Origin of the sequence: Curtobacterium sp. ME26 (genome assembly GCF_903970945.1) — a bacterium.
In the GTDB taxonomy this organism is placed as follows: Bacteria; Actinomycetota; Actinomycetes; order Actinomycetales; family Microbacteriaceae; genus Curtobacterium; species Curtobacterium citri.
The window spans coordinates 165,454-181,031 of record NZ_CAJCKG010000001.1 but is presented as its reverse complement, the minus strand read 5'-3'; the positions used below and the strand labels follow the sequence as shown (position 1 = coordinate 181,031).

Genomic DNA, 15,578 nt, shown 5'->3' with positions numbered 1-15,578 from the left:
GTCGACCGAGTGACCGGACGACGGACGGGAGGCGCGTGGCGGGCCCGCCACGCGCCTCCCGTCCGTCGGTGGGTACGTCGAGACACGTGCCGCTAGTCGGCGAGGATCTGCAGCAGGTCCTTGCGGAGCTGGTCGATCTTCGCCGTCGCGGCCTTCGTCTGCTCGTCGTCCGCGTTCGACCGGTAGACGTGCAGCACGCCCATGGTCTTCCGGAGCGCTTCGACGAACTCGCGCTGCGTGTCGGGCATGCCCGGTGCGGCGTCGAACGCGGCGGTGATCTCCGCCGCCTTCGCCTCGGCCTCGGCCCGGCCGGCGTCGGTGAGCTCGAAGAGCGTCTTGCGGCCGTCACCGGTCGAGACGACGAGGTCCTCGTCGACGAGCTGCTGGAACGTCGGGTAGACCGAGCCGGGGCTCGGCTTCCAGGCGCCGCCGGTGCGCTCGGCGATGGTCTTGATCACGGCGTAGCCGTTCTGCGGCCCCTCGGCGAGGAGGCCGAGGATCGCGAGGCGGACGTCGCCGCGTCGGCGACGCTCGCGGCCGAAGGCGGGACCGCCGCCGAACCCGGGGCCGAAGCCCGGGCCGAAGCCGCGTCCGGGGCCGAAGCCGCCCCGTCCACCGTGGTCGTGGTCACCGCGGTCGCGGCCGGGGAAGCCGTGGCCGTGGTGCTGCCGCGCGCCGCCGAAGCGGGGGCCGCGCGGACCGGAGCCGCGCTGGCCGCGGCGGGGCGTGGTGCTGTCGAGGTCATCGTACGAGGGGTGCATGATGACTCCTTCCTGTCGGTGGTGAAGTGGGCTCGCGATCCGTTCCGTTCGTATCGCGATGTAGTAACGATAGATCGCTACCGATCGGCTTGTCAAGCGGTCGGTCGCACTCGGTCTGCTGTCGGTGGCGGCGGGCAGGATGGGACGGACCATGACGGACGTCCTCGAGCGCTTCTCCCCCGCGACCGCGGAGTGGTTCCGCGGCGCGTTCCCCGCACCGACCGCCGCGCAGGCCGGCGCCTGGGACGCGGTCTCCACCGGGCAGCACGCCCTGGTCATCGCGCCGACCGGGTCGGGCAAGACGCTCGCGTCGTTCCTCTGGTCGATCGACAGGCTCATCAGCGCGACGGACCGTCCGCCCGCCAAGCAGCGCACCCGCGTGCTCTACGTCTCCCCGCTCAAGGCGCTCGGCGTGGACGTCGAGCGCAACCTGCGCAGCCCGCTCGTCGGCATCACGCAGACCGCACGCCGGCTCGGCACCGAGCCGCCCGAGGTGACGGTGGGCGTCCGGAGCGGTGACACGCCCTCTTCCGACCGGCAGCGCCTGCTCCGCCAGCCGCCGGACATCCTCATCACGACGCCCGAGTCGCTGTACCTGATGCTCACGTCGAGCGCGCGCGAGACCCTGGTCAACGTCGACACCGTCATCGTGGACGAGGTCCACGCCGTCGCGTCGTCGAAGCGCGGCGCGCACCTCGCCGTCTCGCTCGAGCGGCTCGACGACCTGCTCGACAAGCCCGTGCAGCGCATCGGCCTGTCCGCGACGGTGCGTCCGGCGGAGGAGGTCGCGCGCTTCCTCGGCGGCCGCGCACCGGTCACGATCATCGCGCCGCCGGCGCAGAAGACGTTCGACCTGCGGGTCGTCGTGCCGGTGGACGACATGACCGAGCTCGGCGCACCGCCCGTCGGGGCCGACGCGACCGAGTCGCCGACGAACGGGTCGATCTGGCCCCACGTCGAGGAACGCGTGGTCGACCTCATCGAGGAGCACCGCTCGACGATCGTGTTCGCGAACTCCCGGCGGCTGGCCGAACGCCTGACCGCCCGGCTCAACGAGATCCACGAGGAACGGGTGCTCGCGGCCGCGGAGACCCCCGTCGCGGTGGCCGCCGGAGGGGCCGCCGTCACGCAGTCCCCGGGGCACGCCTCCGCGCACGCACCGGTCGCCCAGCCGAAGCGCCCGCCGGCGCAGCTGATCGGGCAGTCCGGGCAGACCGAGGGCGGCGGGTCCGACCCCGCCGTGCCGGTCCTCGCCCGGGCGCACCACGGTTCCGTGTCGAAGGACCAGCGCGCGATCATCGAGGACGACCTGAAGTCCGGACGGCTCCGCTGCGTGGTGGCGACGAGCTCGCTCGAGCTCGGCATCGACATGGGCGAGGTCGACCTCGTCGTGCAGGTCGAGGCCCCGCCGTCGGTCGCCAGCGGCCTGCAGCGCGTCGGGCGCGCCGGGCACCAGGTGGGCGAGATCTCCCGCGGGGTGCTCTTCCCGAAGCACCGCGCCGACCTCGTGAACAGCGCGGTGACGGTCGAGCGCATGGTGTCCGGGCAGATCGAGTCGATCTCGGTGCCCGCGAACCCGCTCGACGTCCTCGCGCAGCACACCGTCGCGGCCGGGGCGATCGACACCGTCGACGTCGAGCACTGGTTCGAGCTGGTCCGCCGCAGCGCCCCGTTCAGCTCCCTGCCCCGCTCGGCGTTCGAGGCGACGCTCGACCTGGTGACCGGTCGCTACCCGAGCGACGAGTTCGCCGAGCTCCGCCCGCGCCTGGTGTGGGACCGCGTGCACGGCACCCTGACCGGTCGTCCCGGCGCCCAGCGACTCGCGGTGACGAGCGGTGGCACGATCCCCGACCGCGGCATGTTCGGCGTGTTCATGGTCGGCGAGAAGGCGTCCCGCGTCGGCGAGCTCGACGAGGAGATGGTCTACGAGTCCCGCGTCGGCGACGTCTTCGCCCTCGGCGCCACGAGCTGGCGGATCGAGGAGATCACGCACGACCGCGTGATCGTCAGCCCGGCCTTCGGGCAGCCCGGACGCGTGCCGTTCTGGAAGGGCGACGGCATCGGTCGGCCCGCCGAGCTCGGCCGCGCGACCGGCGCCTTCGTGCGCGAGGTCGACGCCGCGTCCGACGACGACGCCCGGGTCCGCGTGGCCACCGCCGGCCTCGACGACCGCGCCGTCACGAACCTGCTGACCTTCCTCCGCGACCAGCGCGCGGCGACCGGACACGTGCCGAACGACACGACGCTCGTGGTCGAGCGCTTCCGCGACGAACTCGGCGACTGGCGGCTCATCCTGCACTCGCCGTACGGCATGCAGGTGCACGCGCCCTGGGCCCTGGCGGTCGGGGCGCGCCTGCGCGAGCGACACGGCATCGACGGCGACGCCATGGCGGCGGACGACGGCATCGTCGTCCGCATCCCGGAGACCGACGCGGAGCCGCCCGGCGCCGACCTGTTCGTGTTCGAGCGCGACGACCTCGAGGCCCTCGTCACCGACGAGGTCGGGGGCTCGGCGCTGTTCGCCGCACGCTTCCGCGAGTGCGCCGCGCGGGCGCTCCTCCTGCCGCGCCGGAACCCCGGACAGCGCTCCCCGCTCTGGCAGCAGCGCCAGCGGGCGTCGCAGCTGCTCGAGGTCGCCCGGAAGTACCCGACGTTCCCGATCGTGCTCGAGACCGTGCGCGAGGTGCTCAAGGACGTCTACGACGTGCCGGCGCTCCTCGACATCTCGGACCAGATCGCCGAGCGGCGCATCCGCCTGGTCGAGCGCGAGACCGAGCAGCCGTCGCCGTTCGCGCGGTCGATCCTGTTCGGGTACGTCGCCGCGTTCATGTACGAGGGCGACTCGCCCCTCGCCGAGCGGCGGGCCGCCGCCCTGTCGCTCGACTCGACCCTGCTCGGGGAGCTCCTCGGCCGGGCGGAGCTCCGCGAGCTGCTCGACCCCGCCGTGATCGCCTCCGTCGAGCGCGACCTCCAGCGGCTCTCGCCGGACCGACGGGCGCGCGATGCCGAGGGCGTCGTCGACGTCCTGCGGCTCGTCGGGGCCCTCGAGCTGTCCGAGGTCGTCGAGCGGAGCTGGCTGGCCCCGTCCGTGGCGGGGGACGCTGCGGGTGGCGCCGATGCTGCCGGTGCCGACGCTGCGGCGGACGCAGATGTCGCGGACGGCGCGACCGCCGCCAGCACGCTGCGCAGCGCGCTCGAGACGCTGGAGCGCGACCGGCGCGTGCTGTCGTTCTCGCAGGGCGGCACCACCCGGTGGGCCGTGATCGAGGACGCCTCCCGCCTCCGTGACGCCCTGGGCGTCCCCCTGCCGATCGGCGTCCCCACCGCCTTCGTCGAACCCGTCGCCGATCCGCTCGGTGACCTGGTCGGCCGGTACGCGCGATCGCACGGCCCGTTCTCCGCGCAGGAGGCCGCCACGCGCCTCGGCCTCGGTGTCGCCGTCGTGCAGGACACCCTGCGGCGCCTCGTCGCCGACCGCCGTGTCGTCGAGGGCGAGTTCCGCCCGGACCGCCAGGGCGCCGAGTGGTGCGACGCCGAGGTCCTGCGCCGCATCCGCACGAAGTCGCTCGCGGCGCTCCGGCACGAGGTCGAACCGGTCGCCCCCGACGCCCTCGCCCGGTTCCTGACGGCGTGGCAGCACGTCCAGGCGCCGGGCACCCGCGGGGGTCTGCGCGGCGTCGACGGCGTGCTGCAGGTCATCGACCAGCTCGCCGGGGTCGCCCTGCCCGCGAGTGCGTGGGAGACCCTCGTGCTGCCGTCGCGCGTGACCGACTACTCCACGAGCATGCTCGACGAGCTGACGGCGACGGGCGAGGTCCTGTGGTCCGGCGGCGGCACGCTGCCGGGCAACGACGGCTGGGTGCGGCTGCACCTCGCCGAGTCCGCGGCGACCACGCTGGCCGAGCCGGCGGGCGACGAGACCACCGAGCTCCAGCGTGACGTCCTCGGCGCCCTGGCCGGCGGCGGCGCGTACTTCTTCCGACAGCTCGGCCAGGCCGTCGGGAGCACCGACGACCAGGCGCTGACGACCGCCCTCTGGGACCTCGTCTGGGACGGGCAGATCACGAACGACACCTTCGCGCCGCTGCGGGCGATGCTCGGCGGCAGGGCGAAGAGCACGAGCGCGCCGCGGGCGCGGGCCTACCGCGGTCGTCGACGCCCGACGCTGCCGTCCCAGTCGGGACCGCCCTCGGTCGGTGGACGCTGGTCGATCCTGCCCCTGGCGGAGTCCGACTCGACCCTGCGTGCGGCCGCCACCGCGGAACAGCTGCTCGAGCGCTACGGGGTCGTCACCCGCGGCGCCGTGCAGGTCGAGGGCGTCCGCGGCGGGTTCGCCGGCGTGTACCGCGTCCTCAGCCGCTTCGAGGAGTCCGGACGAGCCCGTCGCGGGTACTTCGTCGAGGGACTCGGCGCGGCGCAGTTCGCGACCGGCCCGACCATCGACCGCCTCCGCACCTACGCCCGCGACCTCGAGGACGACGAACGCGCCGACCCGGACCGCGAGCGCCAGGCACTGACCCTCGCGGCGACCGACCCGGCGAACCCCTACGGTGCCGCGCTGCCGTGGCCGTCCGAGGACGCCCCGGCCGATCCGGACGCCGGACCCGGCACGGACCCGGCACCGGCGGCGACCACGACGACCGGCCGCGGCCACCGTCCGGGGCGGAAGGCCGGTGCACTCGTCACGACGGTGGACGGGCGACTCGCGGTCTACGTCGAGCGCGGGGGCAAGTCGGTGCTGACCTTCACCGACGACCCGGCGGACCTGGCGGTCGCGGCGCGGTCGATCGCCGGTGTCGTGCGCAGCGGGCTCCGGAAGCTCGCGGTCGAGCGGGTGGACGGTGACTTCGTGCTCGAGTCGCAACTCGGGTCGGCACTGCGGGAGGCGGGGTTCACCGCGACCCCGCAGGGACTGCGGCTGCGTGTCTGAGGCGACCAGGGCCTCCCGACCGGACGAGCGGGACGCACGACGACGGACGGAGGTGCGCCGTGCCCGAGGGTGACACCGTCTTCCGCGCCGCCCGACGTCTGCACGAGGCGCTGGCCGGCAAGGTCCTGACCCGGTCGGACTTCCGCGTCCCCGCGTTCGCGACGCTCGACCTGGTCGGCCGCACCGTCGACGAGGTCGTGCCGCGCGGGAAGCACCTGCTGCACCGCATCGGCGACCTCACGGTGCACTCGCACCTCAAGATGGAGGGCCGGTGGGACGTCTACGCCCCCGGGGAGCGGTGGCGACGGCCGACCCACCAGGCCCGCGTGGTGCTCGACGCGGCAGACGTCTCGACCGTCGGGTTCACGCTCGGGGTGCTCGAGGTCGTCCCCCGCGACCAGGAGTCCGAGGTCGTCGGACACCTCGGGCCGGACCTGCTCGGCCCCGACTGGGACGCCGACGTGGCACTCGCCAACCTGACCGCCGACCCCGAGCGGCCGATCGGGCTCGCCCTGCTCGACCAGCGCGTGCTCGCGGGCCTCGGCAACGTCTACCGGAACGAGCTCTGCTTCCTCCGCGGCGTCCTGCCGACGCGACCGGTCGGCCAGGTGCAGGACCCGGCGCGGGTGATCGCGCTCGCCAGTCGGCTCATCACGACGAACCGCGACCGGAGCCACCGCGTGACCACGGGCGTGGACCGCCCGGGGCGGCGGTTCTGGGTCTACGGCCGGGCGGGCAAGCCGTGCCTCCGCTGCGGCACGCCGGTGCGGCGCGGTGAGCTCGGCGACTCCGAGCTCACCCTGCGGGACACCTACTGGTGCCCGCGCTGCCAGAGCTGACGGACCGGCAACGAGCGCTCAGCGGGTCAGCGGCTCAGCGACTCAGCGGCTGCGGTGCCTCAGCGGTCGGCGGCCTCGACGGCGCAGCTCTCGGCGCGCTTCGCGGCGTCGGAGTCGGCGCTGAACGAGCTCGGCGCCGGCGATGCCGACTGCGACTCGTCCGCGGTGGCCTCCTTCGCCGTCTGGTTCACCGCGTAGATCGTGCCGTCGAAGTCCTCGGCGGTCGGGTCCGACGTGGTGGCCCAGATCGTGAGCTCGTCGTCGTTCGCGTCCTTGCTGTCCGACGGGACGATGGACGCCGCCAGGTACCAGCCGCCGTCACCCTCGGCCACGCTCGCGATGTCGGTGGTGTCGTGCGGGCCCACCGCGGTACCGATGGCGTCGACGGCGTTGCTCGAGGCGACCGCGCAGTCGGCGGACTGCGACTTCTCCTGGTCGCCGGGGACCTTGCCCACCGGGTCGATGTTCTGCGCGCCCCCGGGGTCGCACGCCGTCAGGAGCAGGGCGAGGGTGGCAGCGCCGAGCAGCGCGGTGGCGGTCTTGGCTCGCGTGGTCATGCCGTGCACGGTAGGCGGCGGTGCCCGAGGAACATCCCAGAGCGTCCGGGAAGCGAATCGACACACATCCTCACGCCAGGTCGACGAGTCGTCGGTCCCGGATGAGGACTCGTCGGGAGCAGCGCTCCGCCACTCGCGAGCTGTGCGTCGCGATGACGAACCGCATGCCGGTCGACTGCAGGTCGTCGAAGAGCTGCAGGACGTCCAGCTCGGTCTCCTCGTCGAGGGCACCCGTCGGTTCGTCCGCCAGCACCACTGCCGGTCGACCCACCACGGCGCGGGCGATGGCAACGCGTTGCGCTTCGCCACCCGAGAGCCGTGCTGCCCGCCGGGAGGCGAGGTGACCGGCACCGACGAGCCCGAGTGCACGTCGTGCGAGGGCGGCAGACCCGGACCGCTGCGGACACCCGAGCTGGACGTTCGCGAGCGCCGTCCGGTCGGACAGGAGGTCGTACGACTGAGTGACCACACCGATGTGGTCCCGGCGGTAGCGCGCCAGGTCGCCCCGACGTCTCGGCAGGCGGCTACCGACGAACGTGTGCACGCCGCTGTACTCGAGGTCCAGTCCGCTCAGGATGCGCAGGAGCGTGCTCTTGCCCGAACCACTCCTGCCGAGCACCGCCACGGAGCGGTCGTCATCGGCCAGCGTGAACCGGAGGTCCTCGAAGATCGACCGCACCCGTCCGTTCGGCTCGCGGACGGACTTCGAGATCGAATCGAGCGAGATCACCCGGAGACTCCTGATCGTGGGGAGGTCGCTCGCGCGACGGCGCGGATCTGGGCGCCGACGTCGATGGCCACCCACACGGCGCCGAAGGCGAGGACGGTGAGGAAGGGCACGCCGTGACGGTTTGGCAGTGCCGAGCAGACGAGTGCGAAGCCGGCGAGCCCGACGACGTGTTCCGCGAGCCAGAGCGGTGCCCACATGCGTGCCAGTGCGGCGGTGTCGCGACCGGTGACCCAGTACGCGGACCAGACCGGCAGACGGCGAGCAGCGACGAGTCGGCCGAGGAACGCCGACGCCGTCCCTCCGGCGAGGACGATCAGGACGAGGACTGCGCCGAGGAGCTGCAGGTTGTCCTGCACGAGCTGACGGACCGACGCGAGCTGCACGACGTACGTCGGGACACCGGTCAGCGAGTACTCGGTGAACCCGGTCGCAGCACCGATGGCACCGAGCATCGCGAGGACGTCGTCGACGGTCAGGTCACGGTCCACCGCCAGATCGCCGTTGAGCACCTGGAAGCCCAGCAGACCTGCGAACTCCAGGTCCGATCGCGCCAGGCCTGCGAGACGGGCCGGGTAGGGCAGCAGCACGGCGTCGTCCACGTGGTGCTCGAGGTCGCCCCGGAAGTACATGTCGGCGTCGGGACGGAGGAAACCGGTGACCACGAGACGGAGTTCGCGGAAGAGCAGGGTCGCCGAGAGCTCGTCTCCGATCGAGTACCTTCCCGCGTAGTCCGCGCCGAGGACGACGGGCACGGACCGTCCGTAGTCGACGGCGTCCCACGACGGTTCCGTGCCCTCGGCCACCTCGAGACCGGCGAAGTCCCATGCCTGCTCGTCGAGTTGCACGGACTTGACGTCCCGCACGGTCCTGCCGCGTTCGTCGTGGTACTCCCCGCGCAGCGTGTACTCCGTGCCGTAGCCGACGTCGAACCGATCGTCCGCCGGAGGGTCCGTCAGGACGAGCGGTTGGTCGTACGCCGAGATGCGCTCGATGCCCTGTTGCTCGTCGAGGGCATCGACGAAGGCAGCGAGCCGGTCGACGTCGGCCTCGGAAGCACGGAACCGCTCGAAGCCGTCGGGGTCCCCGGTGAAGCGGTCGATGATCGTGTAGAGGTCGACGTCCGCGCGATCGGACAGACGGCGGTCGACCGCGAGGGCGGTGGACTGCACGAAGGTGCCGAAGCCGTACAGCGAGAGCGACACGAGCACCAGCACCACCACCTTCGCGAGCACCAACGGGCCGGTCCGCCGGACGTCCCGCATCAGTTCCACCGGCGGCGTCCCGTCAACAGCAGAGCGCTCACGGCCATCAGGAAGCCGCACCCGAGCGCGCCGAGGCACGGCGCGACGTCCGGGCGGACGAAGAGCGAGCCCGCGACGGCGCTGCTCGTGACCGAGGCCGCGGCCGTACACACGACCAGGACCGTCACCGAGCGCAGGAGCACGCCGACCACGAGCGAGGACGGAGCGGCACCGACGAGGTTCCGGACCCGCAGGACCCGCTGTTCCGCGGCCGCTGCAGCCACGGCCGCTGCGATCAGGACGACGACGGCGGCACCCCACCCTGCTGCCGTCAGGACCGGCGTGACGACGTCGACGTTCGTCCGACGCTCGGCACCCGACCCGACGATCTCGACCGAGTGGTCCGGGAACACCGACCGGAACCGCTGCGCGACCTGCGGACCGTCCACCCGCAGGCGCTCCGGGGTGTCGGCGAACAGCGTCGGCCGGACGATGACCGCCTGCTCCTCGAGCAGGCTCGCTGCTCGGACGCCGAGACGACCGACCACCGTGGATCGCTGTCCCGCCACGTCGATGGTCGTCTCCCCCCGAGCCCGACCGGCGCCCACCAGTGCTTCACCGGGGGTGCCGGTCAGGGCTCGCCCGGCATGCAGCGGCACGTCGGTCCAGCCACCGGAGACGAACGCGACGACGCGGGTGTCGGGATCGATCTCCTTGAAGACCCGCGTCCCCGTCGCGAACCGGTCGGCGTGCGCGAGGATGTCCTGCAGTCGTGCGTCGACGAGGATGCTCTCCGACGTCGCGAGGTCGGCTCCCTCGGCGACCAGCACGTCCTTGCGTGCCGAGAACACCGAGAGCAGGGCGACGAGCACCATCGCGATGCTGACGAGCGCTGCCACCAGGCAGGCCTGACTCCTGCTCACCGGCCGTAGTAGGTCCGCGCCTGACCGTTGCCGTTGCTCGGGGCGTTCGGGTTGAACGCCTTCCAGGGCGAGACCGCCTCGGTCCCGCCGGTGCCGTACTTCCGCCCGGACGTCGCGATCACACCGCTCGCCGGCCAGTAGTGTTCGAGCTGCGCCGTGGTGTAGTGGCGTACACCCGCCCAGGTCGTCCAGCCGTGCGCGCGCTTGTGCGACGTCCCGCCGATCGTGGTCGACTCGGCCGTCCCCCGGTGGTTCGGGCCCGCGCGCAGGTCCTCCCCGCCCAGCGATCGGCCCTCACCGGTGGTGCCGTCACGCTCGCTCCAGCCGCCGAGGATCCCCCGCTCTGCCGCGTCCGCCGGCGCGACCCCGATGACGACTCCCGCGACGATGCCGATGCCGCCGATGGCGGCGGAGATCTTCCGTGCAGTGTGCTTCCTCATGACCCCTCCAGTCCTGCCGGTGAAATGTGGAAGATCACCGGCAGGACCACTCTCGCAGAGGTGGGACGGGGTGTCTACCCCCGGGTCATGATCCAGGCCAGCAGGTACGACCGGGTGTTCGCCGAGTCGATCACCGCGTCCGGCAGCCGCTCCGCCGCCGTCAGCGCCGCCGCCGCCTCGGCCTTCCCGCCGAGCGCCCGGTACATGAGCAGGTAGTCCCCGAACTGCACGTCGTAGCGACCGTCCGGCACGGCCTCGTCGAGCACCCGCTGGATCTGCCGCTCCCCGCCGGCGCCGACGTACTCGCCGGCCATCGCGGGCATCGGGATCAGCTCGATGCCCGCCGGGGCCGCCGCCGCCGCGCTGAACCAGGTGGCGTGGTCGCGCTTGCCACCCCAGGTCAGCGAGACCACGCGGTGCGTGAACCCGGGGAACGCCGACAGGTCCGGGTCGAGCACGTCGCGCTGCGCGGAGGCCGCCTCGTTCGACAGCAGCCAGGTGCCGGTCGACTCGAGCGACGACGAGCCGGACACCGCACCCCAGCGGGCGACACCGTTCCAGGCCGAGACCGCCTCGGAGGACGACTCCTGGTTGTTGCCGTCGGCGAAGGGCGAGTACCCGGACGCCCACGAGTGCTGCGCGTACGGGTCGTAGACGCGGAGCGCCGGGAACGACTCGGTCGCGGTGGGCGAGGCGATGTCCGCGGCCACGAGGTCGGCGACGGTCCGCCACCGGGACACGAGCCCCTCGTCGCCGTCCGCCACCATCGCGGCCGCCGACAGCAGGTACCCGTAGTGGAAGTGGTGGTCGTTGAACTCGTCGGAGCCGAACGACGCCTGCTGCCCGACGAGACCGTGGACGGTCGGGTCGGCGAGGAAGCACCGCGCGGTGCGGTCCCCGCAGCCGGACGGGTCGAACCACTGGTCGAGCTCGCCGACGATCGAGGTCCGGAGTGCCGAGGCCTGGTCGTCGAGGCCGAGGGACACCGCCAGGCGGTACAGGGTCGCGACGCGGTACAGGTCCTTGCCGCCGCCGTAGGTGTCCGCGGCGTACGACGACGCATCGACCTCCGCGGCGTCCTCCCGGACCTGTGCCGCCAGGGTCTCGCGTTCGCCGGACGACAGCCCGGACAGGTCCAGCCGGTCCGAGGGCGTCACGGTGTCGACGGCGAAGCGGAGTGCCGTCCCCGTGCACACCGGCGCCGGGCCCATGAGCGTCGCGACCCGGAGTCCGGTGCACCGGAGGCCCGTCGTGCCCTGCCCCGGCTGCGGGACGAGCACGCCGGCGCCGCCGTCGAAGTCGTACGACAGCGTCGTGCGCTGCGACCCACCCGACGCGCGGCGTTCGAGGTTGGACCCGCCGAGCGGCCGGGCGGCGTCACGGAGCGTGGCGACCTGCGCAGCCGACGCGCCGTCGGGCGTCGGCAGCAGCACCACCGAGCCGCCCCGCCGCAGTGTGACGCCGGTGGTGTCGAGCGACCCGTCGCGGACGACGACCTGCCAGGTCCGGCCGCCGCCGGACAGCGTCGCCGTGGCGTCGCCCGTCGGGGTCATCGGCGAGGTGGCCGTGATCGTCTCGCCGCGGGCGGCCGTGTAGGTGACGAGGGGCGAGCCCTCGGCGACCACCGAGTGTCCGAGGACCGTGTCGCCGTCGCGGTGCTCGACGGTCACCGAGACCGCGTCGTACGCCGACACGAGCGTGCTCGTCGCACCGAGGTCGAACCCGACCTGCGGCACCGCGCCGGCGGCGATCGTCTTCTCGGTGGCCGTGACGTCCGGCAGCCCCGCGGCGAAGCCGCCGCCGGTGACCTGCCACGAGATCGGCGTGGGGAACACCGGCTGCGGGGCGTCGCCGAAGACGAGTCCCGAGAACCAGCGGTTGGTGGGCGGGGTCAGCCCGTCCGCCAGGCGCATCGCGCCGACCGTCGACGTCGCGACGTCGCCCAGGGCGGCGACCGCGCGCGCCTGGGCGACCCCGTCGGTCGCGGCGGCCGCGTCGGAGGCGGCGGCCGACGAGGTCGGGTGATCCGCGCCTCCCGGCCCGGTGCACGCACTGGCGAGCAGGGCGACGGCGGTCAGCACGGGGACGAGCAGGAGCGGACGGGAGGCGCGGCGAGCGCCCGCAGGGCGGCCTGCGGTCCGGTGGGGGCGACGCACCGGCTACAGCCCGATCTGCCGGGAGAAGTCGCGGACCATGTCCGAGACGCCGGCGAGCGCACCGTCGTCACGCAGGTGCAGCGTGGCGTCGACGGGGGTGCCGGGGCTCGTGATGCCGGAGGACGGCGAGGCGGACAGCTCGGGGCTCTGCACGTCGACGGTGGTCTTCGCCCGGCCGTCGTCGCTCGTCTCGACGCTGACGCTCTGCACCGTGCCGCGGACGGTGCGGTCGTCGGGCAGGCGCAGGTCGACCTGGGCACCGTTGCGGATGCGGCCGTAGTCGCGCGCGGTGACGGTGAAGGTCGAGGTGACGAAGAGGCTGTCCTCCTTGTGGATGGTGCCCAGCTCCGAGCCGGCCTGCACGTAGCCGCCGGTCTTCACGTCGACCTTCGCGACCGTGCCGGAGACCTCGGCCTTGAAGGTGATGAGGCCGTCCTCGCCGATGTCGTAGGCGCTCGTCTGCGTGTCCGCGCCGACGACGCCCTTCCGGATGTCCTGCGCGAGCTGCAGGCTCTGCACCTGCAGGAGCTTCGCGCCCTTCGTGACCGAGTCGCCCTCCTCGACGTACTCCTCGGTGACCGTTCCGCCGTAGTCGGTGCCCACGGCGTACTCCTGGGCGGCGATCGCGGCGGAGGTGCTCGCGACGGCGCTCTGGCGCTGGTTGAAGACGAGCGTGCAGGCGGCGACGATCACGAGCACGACCACGAGGCCGCCGAACAGTCGGAGTCGGTTGGTCCAGGTCATGCGCGGTGTCCGTCCTGCATCGCGACGCCGGCGATCGCGGCGCGCTGGGGTTCGAGGGTGTCGGGCCGGACGACGGTCGTCCGGACGGGGCTGGCCGGGGCCTGCGCCAGCGGGGTCGCCGGGCGGACCGCCTCGCCGGGGGTCTGCGCGCGGTCGGCGACGCGGTTCCGGGCCTGCTCGCGGAACGCCGCGACGATGAAGGCGGCGAAGACGAGCGTGTTCGTGATGTTCCAGGCGGTGGCGAGCGTCAGCTGCCCGTTGCCGAGGTCACGCCAGACGGCGACCACGCTCGTCAGCGTGAGGAAGACGAAGACGAGGACCTGCGGCACGATGAAGTTGAAGGGCGACGGGGTCCTGCCACGGCCGGCGCCGGTCACGTGCCACGCCTGCTCCTTGCCGCACAGCACGTTCCAGAGCGCGCTCGCGTAGATCGGGAACGACACCGCGGCGAGCAGGAGCGTCTCGTACCGGAAGGACCCGAGGGCGTAGAACGCGAGCAGGACCTGCGTGAAGTAGAAGCCGAGGTAGAACAGGACCCACTCGCCGGCGCCGATCGACAGGTTCATCGGGCGGAGGTCGAAGTAGATCTCGAGCGGCGGCACGAGGAGCAGCAGCCCGGGGACGATGCCCGTCAGGTAGAAGCTCGCGGTGACGAGGTACTGCAGGCGCTGGTCCATCGTCAGCCGGTGCTTCGGGTTGAACGGGAAGTGCGTGAGCAGGATCTCGAAGCCACCGGTCGCCCAGCGCAACTGCTGCTTGGTGAAGCCCTCGATCGTCTCCGGCGCGTCGCCGACGGCCAGGGTCATCGGGATGAAGACCGACTTCCAGCCGCGCTCGTGGAGCATCAGGCTGGTCCAGACGTCCTCGGACTTCGAGTCGGTGTGCATCCCGCCGATGTCGTCGATCGCACTGCGGCGGAAGATGACGTTCGTGCCGACGCAGAACGCGGCGTTGAAGCGGTTCCGGCCGGGCTGGATGAACTTGTAGAACACCGTCTGCATGTAGCCGGCGCCGCGGGAGACGAGGTTGTGCAGGTTGCCGTAGGTCTGCGGCGTCTGCACGAACGCGATCGAGTCGTCGGCGAAGAACGGGACGGTCTCGAACAGGAAGTCCGGTGCCGGCACGAAGTCGGCGTCGAACACCGCGTAGTAGTCGCCCTTCGCCAGCGTCAGGGCGTGGTTGATGTTGCCGGCCTTGGCCCCGTGCGAGGACAGGCGGCGGACGTACCGGGCGCCGAGCTCGGCGGCGAGCGCCTGCACCTCGTCGCTCCGGCCGTCGTCGAGCACCCACGTGCGGTGCTCGCCGCGCATCGCCACGGCGGCCTGCACGGTCGCGGCGATCTTCGACAGCTCCTCGCCGTACACCGTGATGAAGACGTCGACCTCGACCTGCTGCCCGCGGACGTGCATCGGCCAGCGGTGCGGCTGGTCGGCGAGCCCGTCGTGGCTGATCGCGTCGCGGTCGAACAGGGTGTCCTGCGTCTGGTGGAAGGCGAAGTCGCGGGGGTCGGCACCACCGGACAGGATCGTCCACATCGACAGCAGGGCCTGGCCGACGAGCACGCTCTCCGCCACGATCACGAGCCCGTAGGGCAGGAAGTCGCCGCGGTTCGCGGGGTCGAGCAGGAACACGGCGTACGCCATCACGCCGAGCGTGGCGACGAGCACGATGAGCACCATGACGGGGCTGTGCGCGCGGCTCTCGGAGCGCGGGCGCACGTTCGGCACCTGCACGGAGGCGCGGCGACGACGTGCTCGGTCGCGGTCGCGGGTGACGAGCTGCTGCGGGAGCGCCGTGCCGACGTCGCTGCCGGGCAGCAGGGCCGGGACGTCGGGTGACTGCGGCGGGACGCTGCGGCGGGCCGGCACCGGGGTCGGCGGCGCAACGGTGGCGGCGTGCTGGTCGGCGGCGTGCGTGCTGACGGCGTGCTTGCTGACGTCGTGCTTGCTGACGTCGTGCTTGCTGGCGTCCGCGCGCGAGCGACGGACGTCCGTGGGTGCGGACATGCGGGTCTCCAGTCGGGTCGGGAGAGACTCGCGGGCCGCGGGCAGGGACGCCGGTGGAACGCGAGACGGGCGTCGGCGGCTGTGGCGACATGGGTCGGACCCCGGAGGGTCGCATCCGGCGGGGCTTCGGGGCCCACGCCGGGGTCCGCGACCGAGGGTGCGGTCGCGGTGTTCGGTGTGTCGGAGCGGTCGTGCGTCGACGGCCCGTCGCCGTCGGTCGTCCCGAACACTACGAGCCGACCGACCGGCTC

The 15,578-nt window shown here is 72.9% G+C and carries 11 protein-coding genes; 2 read left to right on the top strand and 9 right to left on the bottom strand.

The window, feature by feature from the left end; all coding sequences use genetic code 11:
* Positions 1-92: 92 nt before the first annotated feature.
* Positions 93-761 carry a PadR family transcriptional regulator gene (locus H7A69_RS00870; RefSeq protein ID WP_182045340.1) on the bottom strand — a complete coding sequence of 223 codons (669 nt, stop codon included), beginning with the start codon at positions 759-761 and terminating at the stop codon, positions 93-95.
* Between the two features lie 151 nt (positions 762-912).
* On the opposite strand from H7A69_RS00870, the gene H7A69_RS00865 reads away from it, so the two are divergent.
* Positions 913-5,691 (top strand): DEAD/DEAH box helicase, encoded by a 4,779-nt coding sequence (locus tag H7A69_RS00865; protein WP_182045339.1) that lies wholly within the window; start codon positions 913-915, stop codon positions 5,689-5,691.
* Positions 5,692-5,750: 59 nt separating this feature from the next.
* Entirely contained in the window at positions 5,751-6,530 is a 780-nt protein-coding gene (locus H7A69_RS00860; RefSeq protein ID WP_182045338.1) for an Fpg/Nei family DNA glycosylase, read from the top strand.
* A 59-nt stretch (positions 6,531-6,589) separates the two neighbouring features.
* Here H7A69_RS00860 and H7A69_RS00855 read toward each other — a convergent pair whose 3' ends face one another.
* The 8 genes from H7A69_RS00855 to H7A69_RS00820 form a co-directional block, all read right to left on the bottom strand.
* Positions 6,590-7,087: a hypothetical protein gene (locus H7A69_RS00855; protein WP_069712761.1), complete on the bottom strand. Its 498-nt coding sequence runs from the start codon at positions 7,085-7,087 to the stop codon at positions 6,590-6,592.
* A 70-nt stretch (positions 7,088-7,157) separates the two neighbouring features.
* Positions 7,158-7,817: an ABC transporter ATP-binding protein gene (locus tag H7A69_RS00850; protein ID WP_182045337.1), complete on the bottom strand. Its 660-nt coding sequence runs from the start codon at positions 7,815-7,817 to the stop codon at positions 7,158-7,160.
* Positions 7,814-9,079 (bottom strand): hypothetical protein, encoded by a 1,266-nt coding sequence (locus H7A69_RS00845; protein WP_182045336.1) that lies wholly within the window; start codon positions 9,077-9,079, stop codon positions 7,814-7,816. Before H7A69_RS00845 ends, H7A69_RS00850 begins: the two co-directional genes overlap by 4 nt.
* The gene (locus H7A69_RS00840) at positions 9,079-9,957 is read right to left on the bottom strand and encodes a hypothetical protein (RefSeq protein WP_182045335.1); all 879 of its coding nucleotides are present in this window, start codon (positions 9,955-9,957) and stop codon (positions 9,079-9,081) included. The genes H7A69_RS00845 and H7A69_RS00840 overlap by 1 nt, the downstream gene beginning before the upstream one ends.
* A gap of 20 nt (positions 9,958-9,977) precedes the next feature.
* Positions 9,978-10,421 carry a hypothetical protein gene (locus H7A69_RS00835; RefSeq protein WP_182045334.1) on the bottom strand — a complete coding sequence of 148 codons (444 nt, stop codon included), beginning with the start codon at positions 10,419-10,421 and terminating at the stop codon, positions 9,978-9,980.
* 74 nt (positions 10,422-10,495) lie between these two features.
* A complete protein-coding gene (locus tag H7A69_RS00830) occupies positions 10,496-12,502 on the bottom strand; it encodes a glycosyl hydrolase (protein WP_182045333.1) in 2,007 nt (668 codons plus the stop codon).
* Positions 12,503-12,580: 78 nt separating this feature from the next.
* Positions 12,581-13,321, bottom strand: a complete 741-nt coding sequence (locus tag H7A69_RS00825) for an HlyD family efflux transporter periplasmic adaptor subunit (protein WP_069712756.1) — start codon at positions 13,319-13,321, stop codon at positions 12,581-12,583.
* A complete protein-coding gene (locus H7A69_RS00820; RefSeq protein WP_259346012.1) occupies positions 13,318-15,327 on the bottom strand; it encodes a cellulose synthase catalytic subunit in 2,010 nt (669 codons plus the stop codon). Before H7A69_RS00820 ends, H7A69_RS00825 begins: the two co-directional genes overlap by 4 nt.
* Positions 15,328-15,578: the final 251 nt, after the last annotated feature.